This is a genomic window from Lactimicrobium massiliense, from assembly GCF_900343155.1.
GTDB classification, from domain to species: Bacteria; Bacillota_I; Bacilli_A; order Erysipelotrichales; family Erysipelotrichaceae; genus Bulleidia; species Bulleidia massiliensis.
In genome coordinates this window covers 169168-186466 of record NZ_OUNG01000006.1, presented here as the reverse complement: position 1 = coordinate 186466, position 17299 = coordinate 169168, and the positions used below count along the sequence as shown (strand labels likewise).

Below are 17299 nucleotides of genomic sequence, written 5' to 3'. Positions count from 1 at the left end.
AGTTGGATTGAACATTACAGAAGCGTATAAGTGTCCATGCTTTTCCCCGCAAAGCAATGGGAAAAATGATATGATTGATGGCAGTTAATATAGTTAAAAAGAGGTGGATTGAGAGTATGATTAACAATATCAAGGCACTGGCAGCAGACATTGATATGACCCTGACTGCCAAGGGCGGTGATCTTCCGGAAGTTACTATTGAAGCATTTCAGATTCTCCACAAGCATGGTGTAAAGCTTGGCCTGGCAACAGGAAGAGAAATTGATGAAAAGCTGAAAAACACCGGCAGAAACTGGGGACTTGGCTTTGAGTTTGATTATATTGTCGGCATGAATGGCGGCATGGTATTTGACCGCCTGCAGAACAAGAGCTGGCAGACAGATTATCTCAGCATCGATGAGATGAAGGCCATCCTGCACTGGATGCTGCCGCTGATTGACAAGTACAAGATTGCCGTCAATGCGGAAGGCGGCGGCAATCACAATGCCATGTACATCGGCGGTGAGCTGATGGAATCTGCCCAGCGCCACGGCTTCCACTTCATTGATAAGACCGATGATATTGATGGCTTCTGTGAAAAGCCGACATTCAAGTTCCTGTTCCGTGCTGAACCTGCCTATGACCATCTCATCCGCAGCCGCTTTCTGGAAAAGTTTGGTGATAATTATCAGATCTTCGGCACCTATCCAGGAACGGTGGAGATCATGCACAAGGGTATTGATAAAGGCAAAGGCCTGCAGCGCTATGCCAGCTGGAACAATTTCGACATGGGTGAAATCATTGCGTTTGGTGACAATGAGAATGATGATGCCATGCTGAAGGATGCCGGCTGGGGTGTCTGCTTAAAGAATGGCTCCGATGGCACCAAGGCATGTGCGGATGCAGTGACGGAATATGACTGTGAAGACGGCGGTGTCGGTCACTATATGTTCGATCATTACATCAAGGAAAAAGGCTGGAAGTAAAAGAAAAAAAGCGATCTGTTGCACAGCGGTCAATTGATGCAAACCATCTGTGCCAGATCGTTTTATTTTATCTTCAGGCGTCCTTCCAGACATCCTCAGCAATCTTTTTCACCAGAGCAAGCTTGTCCCACTCCTGCTGTTCAGAAAGTTTGTTGCCAATCTCACAGGACGCAAAGCCGCACTGTGGAGACAGGCACAGACGGTCCAGATCAATGAAGGCTGAGGCCTGGCGGATTCTGCGCTTGATCAGATCCGGATCTTCCAGTTCACCGGACTTTGTTGTGATCAGGCCAAGCACGACCTTTTTATCTTTCGGTACCTGGCGCAATGGCTCAAAACCGCCTGCTCTTTCTGTATCATATTCCAGATAGAAGGCATTGACGTTCTCACGGGCAAACAGGAAGGATGCGATGCTGTCATAGCCTCCGGCGGCAGCATATGTGGAATGGAAGTTGCCGCGGCATACATGAGTATTAATGGTCAGATCCTCTGGTGCTCTGGCAATGACAGCATTATTAATATCCAGATAGCGCTCCTTGATTTCTTCAATGCCTGCATCATCCGTATCAAAGAACTGATAACGTCTTGGATCTGCCAGCAGTCCCCATGAACAGTCATCCAGCTGCAGATTGCGGCAGCCTTCTTTGTACAGATCTCCAATGAATGCTGCATATGCTTCCACGATATCATGGATCAGATCTTTCTCATCCGGATAAACACGGCTTGTTGTTTTCTTTGCAAAAGGCATATCAAACTGTTCCAGAAACTGTGCCGGTGCCGGAATGGTCAGCTTGGCTGCTGTATTTTCATCAGTGCGCTCATCCACAAAACGGAAATGATCCAGAAATGGATGATGTCCCTTGTAAGCAATCTTCCCCGTTACCCAGGTATCATCAATCATCGCTGCCTCGCCGGCAAAAGGAAGACCGGTCTTGGTTGGCGCATGCGTGATGCCGTCAAACCCCCACATGAAGTCAAGATGCCATGCCGAACGGCGGAATTCACCATCCGTCAGAATGTGGAATCCTGCTTTCTTTTCTTTGGCAATCAGATCCTCAATTGCTTTGTTTTCTGCTTCTGTCAGTTGTTCTTCACTGATCTGCCCTTTTGCTTTCTGTTCTCTGGCTTCCTTGAGATATGCCGGTCTTAGAAAACTGCCGACAAAATCGTACCGCCATGGTGCCCGAATCGTATTTGTCATATAAAAACGCCTCATCTTTCTCAGCCATTGTAGCGAAGTGTTGATGAGGCATCTAATATGATTATTTTGTTTTCAGCAATAGCTTTTTTCTATTACTTCGGCTCATGTGTCTGGGCAGCAGGCATCTCTTCTGTATCCATCAGAGATTCTGTATCCAGGCAATTTTCATTCTTGGCTACTGCCATTGCGCAGGCTGTATCACTGACGACATTCAGTGATGTAACCAGCATTTCAATCGGTCTGTTGATTGCCAGGATGAGGGAGTATGTCATCAGCGCCATGTCGTTGTTGATGCCGACACCGGAGAGGATGGTGAACAGGATCACGGCACCAGCACCCGGGGCAGCCGGTGTGCCGACGCTTGCAACAATGGCCAACAGGCCGATCAGAATCAGAGTCGGCATCGTGATGTGGTAGCCGCTGACACCGGCGATGAACAGTGTGGCAATAACCTGCATGACCGCGGTGCCGTCCATATTGACGGTCATGCCAAGCGGCAGTACGAAGCTTGCGATTTCAGACGGTACGCCAAGCTCTTCCGTGGCTGTCTTCATGTTCAGCGGCAGTGTTGCGGCTGAGGAAGATGTGGAGAAGCCGAACAGTGCAACCTTGGCAATGCGTTTCTGGAAGACGGATGCTTTGACGCCGGTTGTGATGCGTACAAACAGTCCGTAGCCAAACAGCAGCACAATCAGCAGGAGCGCGACGGTGAGCAGGACATAGGCCATAGCCGGTTTGAGGTAGGAAATGCCGTAGGATGCGCATGTTCTGGAAATCAGGCAGAAGATGGCAACCGGACCGAGGCGGTTCACGATGAAGGTCAGTACAACTGTGATGATGTCACTGACTTCTTCACAGAGCTTGGGCAGTGCTGTGACTTTGTCACGCAGCTTGTTGACAGCAAGGCCGCACATGACGGCTACTACAACGATGGCAAGCACGCCGCCGTTATTGGTGAAGGCAGATGCGAGGTTGTTCGGCACAGCATTGATGATGATCATCAGCGGATTAGCAGCCTCTGTACCCTGCGTACTGTCTATAGCCGCTGCGGCGCTCTGGTTGAACAGGCCGGCATTGTATGCCCCCATGCCGACTGTGGACGCAAGCAGAATGGCAATGACAGTTGTTAACAGGAAGTAGCCAATGGTACGGCGGGATATGCGGCCAAGCTTGCTGGCATCCTTGATGCGGATCATGGCCAGCACGATGCTTGTGAATACCATCGGTACGATGACCAGCTGCAGTGATCTGACAAACAACTGTCCAATGATGTATAACAGACCAATGGCATGTTCGTTGCCTTCTGCTGAAATATCCGCAAACAGAACTTTGTTCAGAACATTCCAGATGGCTTCGTGGCCATTTCCCTTCAGTGTTTCACGCAGGGCAATCATCGCAATGCCGAAGAGCAGGCCGGCTGCCAGGGCAGCCATCATACGTTTCGTAAGCTTCTCAGTTCCCTTTTTCATTTTCCTTCTGTCTCCTTACCGGAAGAAAAAACAGCTGACATGTCAGAGAGCACATGTCAGCTGCAGGTCACCCATGCATACAATCCCGTCCAGGATCACAACAAGCCTTCATAGTCTCTCTGTACTATCTTAAAAGCATGTCTTTTCTTTACCGGGATTTATCCTACTCCCGGTACGTTATCTGGTCAACCACAAATTTAATTTTTTCAGTCCTCCAGAACTTCCTGCACAAAGCGCTGCTTGGCATATTTACCGCAGGCTTCCTGGTTCAAGATAATCTCCGGACGCATATCATCCATACTGACAGAGACGCAGATCTCTTCTCCATTCAGCACTTCCGGTGCTGCGATCATCACAATCATGGACAATTCGGGATCATCCATGCCCTTCATATCCTGCAGGGACACCGTGGATCCAGGGACAACCATACGTACATCTGAACGTTTGCTGCCGGTATAAACATGAACACTCTTGGCACCAATATCTTCATTGGCAATCAGGCTGCTCAGCCAGGAAGCTGCAGCCGCTGCCTTCTCTTCCAGTGAATCTCCAGACACAATGGCATCATCAAACTTCACATAGCACATCGGTCCGCAATATGTTTCTGTATACTTCATCTTCTTTAGTTCCTCCGCCACAAGGTTTTACCATAAAGCATCAAGAAAAAGAAAAGAAAAAGAAAAATCCGGCTATGTAAGCGCATACCTTATGCTTATAGGTGCTAAGTACCCTGCTATTTATATCGATTAATACTGTTTTTTGATGATGATTAGCAATATAATGCTAACTTATGTATTAAAACAATCAGATCCTGATGACACCAAGTGCACTCAGAATCGAGGACAGCAGAATAATCACGACAAAGATGATAGAAAGATATTTCAGGACGAATGCATAGATTCTGCGCAGTCTGAATCTGGATGATCCAATGTATATGACTTCCTGTTCAATTGCTTTCAGGCCGACATGGCGCAGCACAAGTACGCATGTGCAGATCGCGGCTACCGGCATCATGATGGAATTTGTCAGGAAATCAAAGAAATCGAGGAGGTCCATATGCAGAATCTGAATGTTTGCCAGCGGCCCAAAGCCAAGACATGACAGAATGCCAAGTCCAAACTGAATGAATGCCATGATAACGGTGCCCTTTTTGCGGCTCCAGCCTGCTTCATCCTCAAAAGTTGACACAACAGATTCTGTCAGAGCAATGGAACTTGTCAGTGCCGCAAACAATACAAGCAGAAAGAACATGAAACCGATCAGGCGTCCAGCCTTCATGCTGGCAAACACCTGCGGCAGTGTCACAAACATGAGTGATGGACCGGACTGCAGAATTTCCTTTGTATTGCCGCCGGAGAAGGCAAACACAGCCGGAATAACCATCAGACCTGCCAATACGGCAACAACGGTATCTGTCAGTTCCACCTGTAAAGAGGAAACTTCCATATCTGTATCTTTCTTCATATAAGAGCCAAAGGTGATCAGAATGCCCATAGCAATGGAAAGTGAGTAGAACATCTGGCCAAGAGCAGCGACAACAGTCATCCATGAAAAGCGTGAAAAATCCGGTACCAGAAGATACTTCACACCTGCAAGTGCACCTGGTCTTGTCATCGAATAGATGGCAACAAGCACGGCCAGGATGACCAATACCGGCATCATGATCTTGGATACTTTCTCGATGCCGTTCTGTACACCCATAAAGATCACAAGCAGTGTCATGGCAGAGAACAGTACAAACCAGAATGTGACTTCCGTGCCATTGGTGATGAAACTGCTGAAATAGCCTGAATCTGCCAGCACAGCATCTTTGCCGATGAGATAGTTGAACAGGTACTTGCATACCCAGCCGCCAATAACGCTGTAATACGGCACAATCAGCATCGGAATAATGGCATTGATCCAGCCGCCGAATTTAATGGCAAGGCTTTTTCCAAAATGCTGGAAAGCGGACACCGGACTCTTGCCGCTGATTCTGCCGATGGCTGTTTCCGAAATAATCATGGTATAGCCAAATGTTAATGCCAGACAGATATAGACCAGCAGGAAGATGCCGCCGCCATATTTTGCTGCAAGGTAAGGAAAACGCCAGATATTACCAAGTCCCACCGAAGCACCTGCCGCTGACAGGACATAGCCAAGTTTTCCTGTAAATGAACTTCTCTTCTTTTCTTCCATCTTCAATTTTCCCAAATCAAACCGCATAAAAAGGCCTGTGTTCACCATCAGTGTCCTGAATGAACATGAAAACAGCTTTTTATACGATAGTATAATATTATAGCAAAACTGTCCTTTTATACATTTGGTTTCCAACAAAAAAGCCCGGAATTCCGGGCTGATTTCGTTAGATGTTCAGCAGATCGCTGTAGGCAGCAAGCGCACCATCTGTCTGGTGGGCAAGCACCTTCTTGGCAAGCACTTTGCCAAGCTGGACGCCTTCCTGATCGAAGGAATTGACATTCCAGGCAAATCCCTGGAACATGACCTTGTTTTCAAAGTGGGCAAGCAGAGCGCCAAGTGTTCTTGGTGTCAGCTGATCGCCGATAATGATGGAAGAAGGTCTGTTGCCGGCAAATCTCTTGTTCGGATTTTCATCATCCTTGCCGGTTGCGAAGGCAACGATCTGAGCAGCCACATTGGCGCACAGCTTTGCCTGGGAAGTGGAGCCCTCAATAACATCATCCATACCGCACTGGTTCTTGCGGAAGCCGACAAACTGCAGCGGAACGATGTTGGTTCCCTGATGAAGCAGCTGGTAGAAAGAATGCTGGCCGTTTGTGCCTGGCTCACCAAAGAGGATCGGGCCGGTCTTGTAATTCATCGGTTCACCAAAACGGTTGACAGACTTGCCATTGGATTCCATGTCAAGCTGCTGCAGATGAGCCGGGAATCTGCTCAGTGCCTGTGAATACGGCAGAACAGCTGTGCATTCATAGTTCAGCACATTTCTTTCATAGACACCGATCAAAGCATCGAGCATTGCCGGGTTCTTGCGGATATCTGTTTCCTTTGCGGTCTTGTCTTCTGCTGCCATACCTTCCAGGAATTCAGCGAAGGTTTCCGGGCCAAAGGCGAGGGAAAGAACAGCACCGCCGACGGCACTGGAAGAAGAATATCTGCCGCCAATATAATTATCCATATAGAATGCATCCAGATAGCCTTCGTTATGGGCAAGCGGAGAAGCCTCGGAAGTGACGGCAATCATATGCTTGGAAGGATCCAGTCCCTCTTTTTTGAGCGCATTCTTGACAAAGGTCTCGTTTGTCAGTGTCTCAAGCGTTGTGCCGCTCTTGGAAACAAGGATGAACAGAGCATGGGCAACATCGGTGCTGTTCAAAACAGCTGCTGCATCATCCGGGTCAACATTGGAGATGAACTTTGCATTCATCTTGAGCTTTCCATTTGCCTTTGCCCAGTTCTCCAATGCCAGATACATGGCTCTTGGACCAAGGTCAGATCCGCCGATGCCGATCTGCACAACGGTTGTGAACTTCTCACCCTTCTCATTGGCAATCTCGCCGCTGTATACCTTCTTTGCAAAAGCAGCGATACGGTTCTGCTGTTCTACATAGAACTCTCTCTTGTTCTGACCATCCGCAATGACATCATTGCCAAGCTGGCCTCTGCACAGATGATGCAGAACATATCTCTTTTCACCGGTATTAACCATGCCGCCATTGTAAAGTTCGGCAAACTTGTCTTCCAGCTGTGCCTCATCCGCAAGCTTCTGCAGTGCAGCAAGAACATCATCATTGACAGCCTTTGCAGCAAAATTATAGGACAGTCCTTCTGCCATCGGCACTGTGTATGCCTTGACTCTTTCGGCGCCCTTTTCACCTGTCATTTCTGTCTTCAGATCAACAGCCGGCAGCTCTTTCAGTGCTTTGAAAGATGCCAGCTCATCGAGATTTTTCCAGTTAACCATCTTATGCTCCTCCTTTAGGATTACCTATATAATCATAGTATTTTAGCCCGGCTTGTCCACTTATTTTGTAACGGCATCCACATAGTCCTGCAGGATCTTTCTTTGTTTTATCGTGATCACGCCATAGCTGTAATTGATCCAGCCCCGGCTCCGGAAATCAGCAAGAATCCGGCTGATGGTCACCCGGTTCATGCCGGATTCAGCCGCCAGATGTTCATGGGTATACGGGATAGAAAGACTGTTTTCAGACAGTTCCAGCAGAAGATCCGCAAGGCTGTGCGGTGCATCCAGGAATGTGGAACGCAGAATCTTTCTGGTCAGTACTTTGCAGGTACTGCTGAGATAAGAAAGCACCTGCTGCAGCAGCTTTGCATTCTGCATCAGTGCCGGCACCATCTCTGCGGCATTTGTCACCAGAATCTCACTTGGCACCACTGCCCGGGCAGACACCATGTATACCGCATTGGTCATAAAGGAGGCATCTGTGAAGATCCTTCCTTTGCGCAGCACTTCCAGATTCACTTCACTGCCATTTGCCGAGACTGCATAGATTCTGACTCTGCCTGAAATGATGACATAGATATGATCTGCTTTTTCCTGCTGCAGATAGACTGGCTCATTCTCATGAAACAATCGAACATTTCCGCATCTGCGCAGATCATCAAAGTAATCTTCATCGATCAAAGTATCCATGCTTAAAATGTAGCACAGGCTACAGTTAACATCTAATCTTTTTGTCACAATGCATCCTGTCAAAAGGAGGAAGACGACATGAAACGGATTGTAATGACAGTAACAGGAACAGCTTTGACAGCAATGGCATTCGGAATGTTTATTCTGCCTGCCGGTATTGCATGCGGTGGCATGACCGGTCTTGCTCTGGTAATAGCAAACCTGACATCACTGCCCCTGCACACGCTGGTGCTGATCGTCAATGTGACATTCTTTCTGATCGGCAGAATTGTCCTGGGCAGATCTTTTGCCATGCGCACCCTTCTGTCCGTCATCTGCTTCACGCCATTTCTGACTCTGTTCTCTTATTTTCCGATTGTTCTTTCAGACTGGCTGAACGCCATCAATGGCGGTATCCTGCTGGGCCTTGGCTCAGCAATGATCCTTGCGGCCAACGCAAGCTCCTGCGGCTTTGATGTACTTGGCACCATCGTCTGGAGAAAAACCGGACATTCCCCAACCATGATCATGTATGGCATGGATACCATCATCATGTGCGCCAACACTGAAAGCCTCGCGAAACTGCTGCCGGGAATTCTGGTCAGTCTTGCAGCATGGATTGTTTCCACCATCTGCCTGCATGTCTCCATCGAAAAAAGAGCATGTGCAGAACATGCTCTGTTAAACTCCAGAGGAATCTGAAGACTGATTCTGATCAGGACGGTTTCCCGGCATCATGCCGCCACCACCGCTTGGATTGCCGCCGCCCATACCGCGGCTGTTGATCGTGCCGACCATGTTTTCTCCAGATGCCAGCGTGACACTGCCAAGCAGCTCATCACCCTGATAGACGCTGTATGTATTGCCAACTGTCAACTGATCGCTTGTGAAGCTGACAGCGGCATAAGTCTTTGTAGATGAATAGCGCAGGATCTCATTGCCGGATGCATCTTTGACAATGATGTCTTCGCCGTTTGAGGAAGCGCCTGCCACCAGTGTGGCAAGGCTTGAATCATCCGAAGGTATCTGCATCATGCCTGATGAGCCGCCAGCGATCAGATTGCCGCTGCTGACTTCAAAAGTGCCTGCATAATCCAGAGCGCCATTGCCATCATCCTGCGGTCCATAGACGGTCACTGTGCCGCCTGTCATTTCACCGCTGCCATTGAGATCGATGCCATCACCTCCGGCATCGATGGTTGTCGTGCCGCCCTGGATCGAGAGCCAGCTGTCATCTGCCTGCATGCCATCGGATGTACCTGCAGATGTATTGATTCCATCATCTGATGACACAATCTGAATCGTACCGTCTGTAATCACCAGATTCTTTGCTTCAAGACCCTCATAGCTGGATGTGATATTGATCGCACCGCCATTGATGGTCAGATCACTGTCACTGTGAACACCATCATCCTGACAGGATATCTGTATCTCACTGTCCAGCGTGATACTGCCAGCGGCATGAATCGCGTCATCTTTTGCATTCAGATTCACTGATGCCGAAGATACGGTTATATCTCCATTTGCATTCATGCCATGGTTTGAGGATGACGCATCATCGGAAGATGCTGTCAAAGACAGCGTACTGCCGGCAGATACAGTCAGTGTCCCGCCGCTGAGCGTGATATCCTTTTCAGCCTGCATACCATCATCATCGGCAGTGATCGATACGGTATCATCTGTCAGGACAATATCGCCTTCACCTTCATCATTGCCAGCCTTGATGCCATCTGATCCCGCATCTACTGTTATCACGGCATTGTCAGCCTCCACCAGCTCATGTCCCTGAATGCCATCATCTCCGACATGAAGATTCAAGGTCACATCAGAAACAGTCACCGTATCATTGCCGTGAATGGCATCTCCGTCAGCACTGATATTCAACGAGCCACTGCCGTCAAGCACCAGGTCATCTTTGGCATAGATTGCGGCATCATGGTCCTCACTGTCAGTTCCGGTAGACGCAATCATATTCTCACTGCCTTCGCTTGCCGTAATCACGGTCTCATCTGCCTGGGTCACAATGATGGCAGGGCCATCAGATGATGTCAGAGAAATACCTTCCAGCACCAGCACAACTTCACCTTTGGAAACTGTATTGACAACGATCTGGCCATCTTGCAAAGAGCCTGAGACTGTGTACGTTCCCGGCACAGAGATCGTAATGGTGGATCCGGCAATAGATACACCGGCAGATGCCGTGGTGGTGCAGCCGTCATCTGACAGAACTATTTCTGCCTGGATGCCGGCAGATGCCGAAGATGCAGAAACAGCAGAAGAAGCAGAGCAGCCCGCCAGAATGCCGGCTGCACCAATCATCCAGATTTTCTCTTTCTTCATATCACAGCTCATTGGCATTGTCAGACTGCAGGCTGACACGCACGGTCAGATTGCCATTGCGGGTGCGGATGGCATTGATCATTTCCTGCTCCTTGGCTGGATCTTTCAGAATGGCGGTGTAATGCAGCTCATACAGCATGCCCATGCGGACAGTTCTGACATCCTGCAAAGTGGCAGAGGATGTATAGGTGTCAAAGATATCCTGAAAAGCAGATCCATAGTTAAGATCTTCCGGAATCTGAATTGTGATATAGCGCATCTGGGCATCCGGCTGCAGGAATGGGAAGTGAATGGCAATCATACCTGCTGTACAGGCAATTGCTGTGATCATGAATGCAAAGGTGATGTAACCCATGCCGCAGGCAAGTCCTGCCGCCACGGTCAGAAAGATCACACCAATATCGCTTGCCTTGCCGGGTACAGAACGGAAACGCACCAGCGAGAAGCTGCCCGCGACGGCAACGCCGACACCGAGGTTTCCATTGACCAGGATGATGACAGCCATGACCAATAGCGGCATCAGAATCACGGTAGTGGTAAAGGCACGGGTAACTCTGGCATAGTGATGATAGAGAATACCAATCAGTAATCCGCAGGCAAGTGCACCAGAGGCACACATGGCAATCTGGGCAAATGTCATGCCGGATACGGCACCGATCAATACTGAACTGAACATACGGTTTCCTCCTTGCTGTGATAGCTGCCTTTCTGGGCATGCAGCGGTGTATGGTACTGATTGAGCTGGGTAAAGATTTCACCATATTTTGAAAAGCTGGATGGGTAGATGTGCATAGACGTCAGGGCTTCGACAAGCCAGATCGGATAGCTGCATGCCAGCTTGATTTCCATCAGCACTTCCGGAGCATGCAGCAGATGGTGTGATGTGCCTTCGTTATACAGAGAAAGCTGGTTTGTACGGAAAGTCAGATTGCGGTCAAGGGTCAGTCGGATCATGCCGGTCTGGTCCGCAAAGGCCTGTCGGTCATAGGCAACAAAGACAGCTGGAGAAAGATCATATCTTGATGCCGTGCTGGCAATTTCTCTGGAAATCTGTGAAGATGGCAGATGTTCAAAGAGATTCTCATGTTCCATGCCTTTGTGATACGGAACGGCAATCCGCCGTTTCTGGCCAAGACCATGGTACTTCTTCTTGATTTCCACATAGACAGCCCCTCCTTCTGTGGGATCGCCATAGCTGCGCAGGCGCAGCTTCTCGCGGTACAGGGGATGATTCAGGCAGTGGGAAATCATCGCATAATTTTCCGTGTCATAATACAGAGAATGCAGTGTATAGCTGGGATAGACATCCGGCACGATGTGTGACTTGATTTCATCAAGAAATATTGCGGCCTGCTCCTCTGTCAGATCAAATTTTTCTTCTGTACGCAGGAATGTTTCTGTTTCTTTCATCATCTTTCTTCCTCCTGGACAAAGAAAATATACGTAAAGTTTTTGTTAACTGTCTGTTGGACAAGTGAAGATTGCCTGAAGTTGGAAACCAGCAATGTTATCATGGCAGTGTCAAGAGAGGATTCTGTCACGTCATGCGTAATCTATATCAGAAACTTGTCGGTGTCTTCTGTACACTTTCTCTTTTCTTGTTCGGCTGTACTGCCGCAGGTACATCAGCTGTTTCTGCACCATCTGCTTCCTCAGCAGTTCCTTCCGCATCTGTCCCTGTTTCTTCATCATCTGCACAAGCCTCTGCGGCTATTGCCTTGGAAAGTACGGATGATGCCGGGTTTGAAGCAGTGATGCTGGATGTACATCAGGGCTTGTCCATCCTGATTCAGGCTGATGGACATACCATGCTGTTTGACGGCGGCCCGCGCAGCCGCTCATCCTATGTGGTCGCCTGGCTGAAACAGCACAATATCACTTCGCTGGATTATATGATTGCTTCACACTACGATGAGGATCATATTGCCGGCCTGGTAGGCGTTCTTCATACCGCTTCCGTGAATACGATTCTGTGTCCGGATACAACCTCGGATTCCAAAATCTACAATTCCTTTGTGCAGGCATCCCAGGGCATCAACACCGTTCATCCGGAACCCGGGCAGGCCTATGCACTTGGCAATGCAAGCTTTCAAGTCGTTGGCCCGATCGACATGTCCCTGCCATCGGACAACAACAAATCCATTGCCATCCGCATTGCCTATGGCGGCTTTTCCATGATCATCACCGGTGATGCCGAAGCAGAAGAGGAAGCAGATATGGTTTCATCTGGCTATACCCTGAAATCGGATGTGTATGCAGCAGGCCACCATGGCTCCTCCACTTCCAGCTCTGATGCCTTTGTCAGTGCGGTTTCTCCTTCCTATGTCTGGATCAGCTGCGGCAAGGGCAACAGCTATGGCCACCCTTCTGCCCAGGCACTGCAGGTATTCAAAGATCACGGTGCCCAGATCTTCCGTACAGATGATCAGGGTGAAGTAACGGTTTACAGCAATGGTACAAACTATTGGTTCTCATGTGATCCGGATACCAACTGGACACCAGGTCAGACCGAAGAACAGCAAACACAGAGTACACAGGCTGCGCAGACTGATACGTCCACAAATGCTGAGACTTACTATATCCTGAACACTTCCACAAAGGAGTTTCACCGTCCGGGCTGTTCTGCTGTCAAAAAGATGAAAGAGAAGAACAGGCAGGAAAGCAGGCAGAGCCGGGATGAATTGATCCAGATGGGCTATACGCCATGTGCGCTGTGCAATCCGTGATCGGGATGAAAAAATAAATCTTGCATCTGATCGGAGCGTATGTTACTATCAATGAGCACCATTTGTGTGGCGAGTTGGTGAAGCGGCTTAACACACCGCCCTTTCACGGCGGCATTCACGGGTCCGAATCCCGTACTCGTCACCATTTTTAATAGGGGTATCGTACAATGGTAGTACATCGGTCTCCAAAACCGTTGATGGGAGTTCGATTCTCTCTACCCCTGCTAATGAGAAGGCATTGTAGTGGTGCCTTCTCATTTTAGTATGTAAGATACGATTGCAGATGTACCACGGCATCATGCAATCTGTTTGATAAATAAGAAAAGACAGAGATTCACTTCGCTATACTGCCATTTGAATACTCTGATCGCGAGGTAATTTCAACAATGCAAAAACAGCCTGTCAGAGGCAATCTCTCTGACTTTATTAAAGCGAACATGGGTTCACAGTTTGTGATTCCTGTGTATCAGCGCAATTATGCGTGGAATCCTGAAAAGGAAACAGCACGCTTTATGGATGATATCCAGGATCTTCTGGTGCAGACAAATGCATCCCATTTTCTTGGCATCATCATCTACATGGAAACAAGTCTTTCCGGTGTATTCCGGCAATTGCAGATTGTGGACGGCCAGCAGCGTCTGACAACTGCGTTTATCTTTCTGCTGGCTCTAAAGAAAACCGCTCTGGAAAAGAACGATGAAGAGACAGCCGGCATCATTGATGACTACTATCTGTTTAACAAGCATGCACCGCAGAATGCAGCACTGCGGCTGAAGCCGGCAGTATCAAGTGATGATGTGTATGCCAGGCTTGTCTATGGCAATGTGGACTCTTTCAGCCAGCACGATAAAGACACGTATGTATACCGCAACTATGAATATATCTGCCGGCGGATCAGAAAACTTGCCGAGATATATTCTCTGCAGCAGATTCTGGATACGCTGTCCCGTGTCGACATTCTGGAGTTTCCCCTTTCTGCCGGAGACAATGCCCAGCAGATCTTTGAGTCCATCAATGCGGCTGGTGCCCCGCTGACATCTGCCGATCTGATCCGCAATTATATTCTGATGAATCATCCGGATGACCTGCAGGAACGGCTGTACAGGATGTACTGGCAGCCGCTGGAGCAGCAGTTTACGGATTCCAGACGTCTGGAAGAGTTCTTCCGCTATTATCTTGCCATCAAGACATACAGCCTGCTGTCCAGGAAAGATGTCTATGAAGGGTTCAAGCAGTACTGGCACAGCAGAAAGGAATCCACAGAAAATCTGCTGCAGGAGATCAACCGCTATGCAGGCTACTATGATCGGATTTATCACGGCGAAATGGAAGGAAAGGAAGCAGAGGCGGCCTGTGCTGCATTCCGCGTTTCTGCCTCCCGTCTGCCTGCTCCCTTTCTGATGGAAGCAGCACGCCTGTATCTGCAGAATCAGATTCCGGAATCTGCTTTTGCCAGAACGGTACGCCTGATAGACTCTTATCTGACCAGAAGAGCATTATGCGGCATGGACAACTCACAGCTTGGCCGCTATTTTCCGATCCTGCTGCGCAGTGTGATGCGCACATTTACAAAAACACATGGTGACTTCCATGCTATTACGGTCAATGATCTTGTGACTTATAACCGTTCCAATGCCAATGTGATGCCTACTGACGAACAGCTCAGGGTACAGTTGAGAGAAATCAATGCCTATTCTCTGATGGTCCTGCGGCCGGTGCTTGAACGCATTGAACAGGATGGTGCCAGTGTGAAGGTCGATACATCCAGCCTGAATATTGAGCATATCATGCCGCAGCATCCTAATGCCTGGTGGAAAAAACATGCGGGTACGGCAAATGAGGATGAATATGCGTTCTATGCCAATCTGATCGGCAATCTGACTCTGTGTGCCCAGGATGACAATACCCGCATGGGCAATGAAGACTTTGCCTACAAGAAGAAAATTCTTGGAAAGACAATGCATATCCGTATGAATACGGAGATCCTGCAGTCTCCTGTCTGGAATAAGGATACGATTCTGAAACGGTGTGATGAACTGGCTGAACGCATCATTGCGATTTATCCGTATGAGGAGGAAAATGTACGTCAGGATGAGCGTACCGAGGATGATGTCCTGGTGCTCTCCTCACCCAGTGCCAATGCCCGGGCAATCTTTCATCACAGCATGAATATTGAAGTGCTGCCTGGTACTGTGTTCAAAGCCTATGGCCAGCGGGATATGCGCCGCATGCACAGAATGTATGATGATTTCCTGGCAAGAGGCATCGTCAGTGAAGATGACAGCGGTATGGCGCACTTTGTACAGAATGCAGAATTTGCCAGCCTGAATGAAGCAGCGCAGTTTCTGATGCATCGAGGCGGCGAAAATACATCCGCATGGACCTATGAGGATGGCAGAAGGATCGGCGGCACAAGCAAGGAGCTTGCCGAAGCAGTCAAACGAAAAAAGGAGGCATTTAATACGGAAGATATACAGAAGAAAACAAATCCTGAAAAACAGGAACACAAACAGAACAGAAAACCGGTGCATCACCGCAGTACACATACAGCGGATGCACACGGTAAACATGCACATGGTGAAAAGAAAAGCCGGCCTGCAGATGCAAAGCCGGTAAAGAAAGCCGCACATCAAAATGCGTCTGGACATGCCCATACAAACACAAAGGCAAAGACCGGCACCCATGCAGGGAACACAAAGCACAGATCTGCATCTGTGAAAGCAGCTTCTTCTAAAAAGCCAGGTGCACAGGCAAACCATCGGGTTTCAGGAAAAGCTGGGAATCGTTCTTCTTCCCGCCGCCGGAACAACCGCGGCTTTGCCCCGCAGTCTGCACATTCTCTCAGTGAAAAGCAGACAGTTGCGATCACCCGGTTTGCCGGTCAGGGCAGCTGACTAGCCGTGCAGTGAATACCAGTCAAGATATGTTTTGAATGCGGAAGGAACGGCACAGTTTGCCAGTTCCTTTTTTGTAACCAGAATCCAGTCAGATGGCAAAGCAAGATCCGCCTGTGCGCATTGAATTTCCCAGGCATGCATATGCCATTCCAGATGGGTAAAGACATGCCTGGCCTCAGGCAGTGCACGGATATGGACGGGCGCAAAGCCAAGTGTCTCCACCTGGTGCAGGATCTTCTTTTCATCCGCAAAGCCATCCATGGCCGGGAACTCATACAGACCTGCCAGCAGTCCTCTTTTGGGGCGCTTATGCAGCAGAAAGCGCTGGCCGTCTTTGATGATATACAGTGTCCGTTCCACAATCCTTCTGTCTTTTAATGAAGAACGGTACGGAATACGATCCCAGCTGCCATGGCTGCTGGCAAGGCAGGACATACAAAGCGGGCAATGGGAACAGGATGGTGTGCCATTGGGTGTGCATATCGTTTCACCAAGCTCCATCAATCCCTGATTGAATGCTTTGACAAAGGATGGATCATGATCCTGTTCAAAGACCGTCCTGATGGCTTTTTCAGCTTCCTGGCGGACAGATGGCAGGCGGACATCTTCTTCGTTTTCAACATAGCGCGATAAAACACGCAGCACGTTGCCATCCACCGCGGGAACACCAATGCCAAAGCTGATCGAAGCAATGGCCCCTGCTGTATAGGGGCCGATGCCAGGCAGATGCTTCAAAGCATCCTCATCCGCAGGAAGTTCGCCATGAAAATCCCTCATCAATACAATCGCGCATTTCTGCAGATTTCTGGCTCTGGCATAATAGCCAAGTCCTTCCCACAGTTTCATCAGTCTGTCTTCAGGACATGCAGCCAGCGAAGCAATATCCGGCAGTTCCTGCATGAAGTGCTCATACTTTGGCTTTACTGCTTCAATGCGGGTCTGCTGCAGCATGATCTCACTTACCCATACATGATAAGGATTTCCTGTATCACGCCATGGCAGATTCCGCTTATGTGTCTGATACCAGTCTGCCAGATTGACGGCATCTGTTAGTTTCATTTCAAACATGGCTCTATTGTAGCAAATCCCGTCAGAAAACTTCAT

At 48.9% G+C, this 17299-nt stretch carries 14 protein-coding genes and 2 tRNA genes; 6 read left to right on the top strand and 10 right to left on the bottom strand.

Annotation, left to right across the window (positions count from 1 at the left end; translation table 11 throughout):
* Positions 1–116 precede the first annotated feature (116 nt).
* On the top strand, positions 117–965 hold the full coding sequence (locus tag DHU66_RS11525; protein ID WP_167836378.1) for a Cof-type HAD-IIB family hydrolase: 849 nt from the start codon (positions 117–119) through the stop codon (positions 963–965).
* A 73-nt stretch (positions 966–1038) separates the two neighbouring features.
* Here DHU66_RS11525 and DHU66_RS11520 read toward each other — a convergent pair whose 3' ends face one another.
* From DHU66_RS11520 to DHU66_RS11495, 6 genes are all read right to left on the bottom strand, one after another.
* Entirely contained in the window at positions 1039–2166 is a 1128-nt protein-coding gene (locus DHU66_RS11520) for a 5-methyltetrahydropteroyltriglutamate--homocysteine S-methyltransferase (protein WP_108776080.1), read from the bottom strand.
* 92 nt (positions 2167–2258) lie between these two features.
* Complete coding sequence (locus tag DHU66_RS11515) at positions 2259–3635, bottom strand: dicarboxylate/amino acid:cation symporter (RefSeq protein ID WP_108776079.1); 1377 nt, start codon at positions 3633–3635, stop codon at positions 2259–2261.
* A 206-nt stretch (positions 3636–3841) separates the two neighbouring features.
* Positions 3842–4252 carry a hypothetical protein gene (locus tag DHU66_RS11510; RefSeq protein WP_108776078.1) on the bottom strand — a complete coding sequence of 137 codons (411 nt, stop codon included), beginning with the start codon at positions 4250–4252 and terminating at the stop codon, positions 3842–3844.
* A 187-nt stretch (positions 4253–4439) separates the two neighbouring features.
* Positions 4440–5813, bottom strand: coding sequence for a sodium-dependent transporter (locus tag DHU66_RS11505; RefSeq protein ID WP_108776166.1), 1374 nt, complete (start codon positions 5811–5813; stop codon positions 4440–4442).
* A 166-nt stretch (positions 5814–5979) separates the two neighbouring features.
* Positions 5980–7560 carry a glucose-6-phosphate isomerase gene (locus DHU66_RS11500; protein WP_108776077.1) on the bottom strand — a complete coding sequence of 527 codons (1581 nt, stop codon included), beginning with the start codon at positions 7558–7560 and terminating at the stop codon, positions 5980–5982.
* Between the two features lie 60 nt (positions 7561–7620).
* Positions 7621–8253: a Crp/Fnr family transcriptional regulator gene (locus DHU66_RS11495; RefSeq protein WP_108776076.1), complete on the bottom strand. Its 633-nt coding sequence runs from the start codon at positions 8251–8253 to the stop codon at positions 7621–7623.
* Between the two features lie 78 nt (positions 8254–8331).
* Here DHU66_RS11495 and DHU66_RS11490 point away from each other — a divergent pair, with 78 nt between their 5' ends.
* Positions 8332–8934, top strand: a complete 603-nt coding sequence (locus DHU66_RS11490; RefSeq protein ID WP_108776075.1) for a YitT family protein — start codon at positions 8332–8334, stop codon at positions 8932–8934.
* On the opposite strand, the gene DHU66_RS11485 is transcribed toward DHU66_RS11490, so the two are convergent.
* Genes DHU66_RS11485 through DHU66_RS11475 form a run of 3 tightly spaced genes read right to left on the bottom strand, consistent with a single transcriptional unit; the run spans position 8914 to position 11985 of the window.
* On the bottom strand, positions 8914–10572 hold the full coding sequence (locus DHU66_RS11485) for a carbohydrate-binding domain-containing protein (protein WP_167836377.1): 1659 nt from the start codon (positions 10570–10572) through the stop codon (positions 8914–8916). The two genes, DHU66_RS11490 and DHU66_RS11485, sit on opposite strands and share 21 nt — an antisense overlap.
* Position 10573: 1 nt before the next feature.
* Positions 10574–11248, bottom strand: a complete 675-nt coding sequence (locus DHU66_RS11480; protein WP_108776073.1) for a DUF4956 domain-containing protein — start codon at positions 11246–11248, stop codon at positions 10574–10576.
* Complete coding sequence (locus DHU66_RS11475; RefSeq protein WP_108776072.1) at positions 11230–11985, bottom strand: polyphosphate polymerase domain-containing protein; 756 nt, start codon at positions 11983–11985, stop codon at positions 11230–11232. Before DHU66_RS11475 ends, DHU66_RS11480 begins: the two co-directional genes overlap by 19 nt.
* A gap of 131 nt (positions 11986–12116) precedes the next feature.
* Between DHU66_RS11475 and DHU66_RS11470 the strand changes: the two genes are divergently transcribed.
* The 4 genes from DHU66_RS11470 to DHU66_RS11455 all read left to right on the top strand — a co-directional run bounded on the left by DHU66_RS11470 (position 12117) and on the right by DHU66_RS11455 (position 16192).
* Positions 12117–13298 (top strand): ComEC/Rec2 family competence protein, encoded by a 1182-nt coding sequence (locus DHU66_RS11470; protein WP_108776071.1) that lies wholly within the window; start codon positions 12117–12119, stop codon positions 13296–13298.
* A gap of 68 nt (positions 13299–13366) precedes the next feature.
* Positions 13367–13443, top strand: a tRNA-Glu gene (locus DHU66_RS11465).
* A gap of 8 nt (positions 13444–13451) precedes the next feature.
* A tRNA-Trp gene (locus DHU66_RS11460) sits at positions 13452–13522 on the top strand.
* A gap of 162 nt (positions 13523–13684) precedes the next feature.
* Positions 13685–16192 (top strand): DUF262 domain-containing protein, encoded by a 2508-nt coding sequence (locus DHU66_RS11455; RefSeq protein ID WP_108776070.1) that lies wholly within the window; start codon positions 13685–13687, stop codon positions 16190–16192.
* Here the strand turns inward: DHU66_RS11455 and DHU66_RS11450 are convergent, their stop codons facing one another.
* Positions 16193–17263: an A/G-specific adenine glycosylase gene (locus tag DHU66_RS11450; protein ID WP_245309553.1), complete on the bottom strand. Its 1071-nt coding sequence runs from the start codon at positions 17261–17263 to the stop codon at positions 16193–16195. It abuts the gene before it with no gap.
* Positions 17264–17299 lie beyond the last annotated feature (36 nt).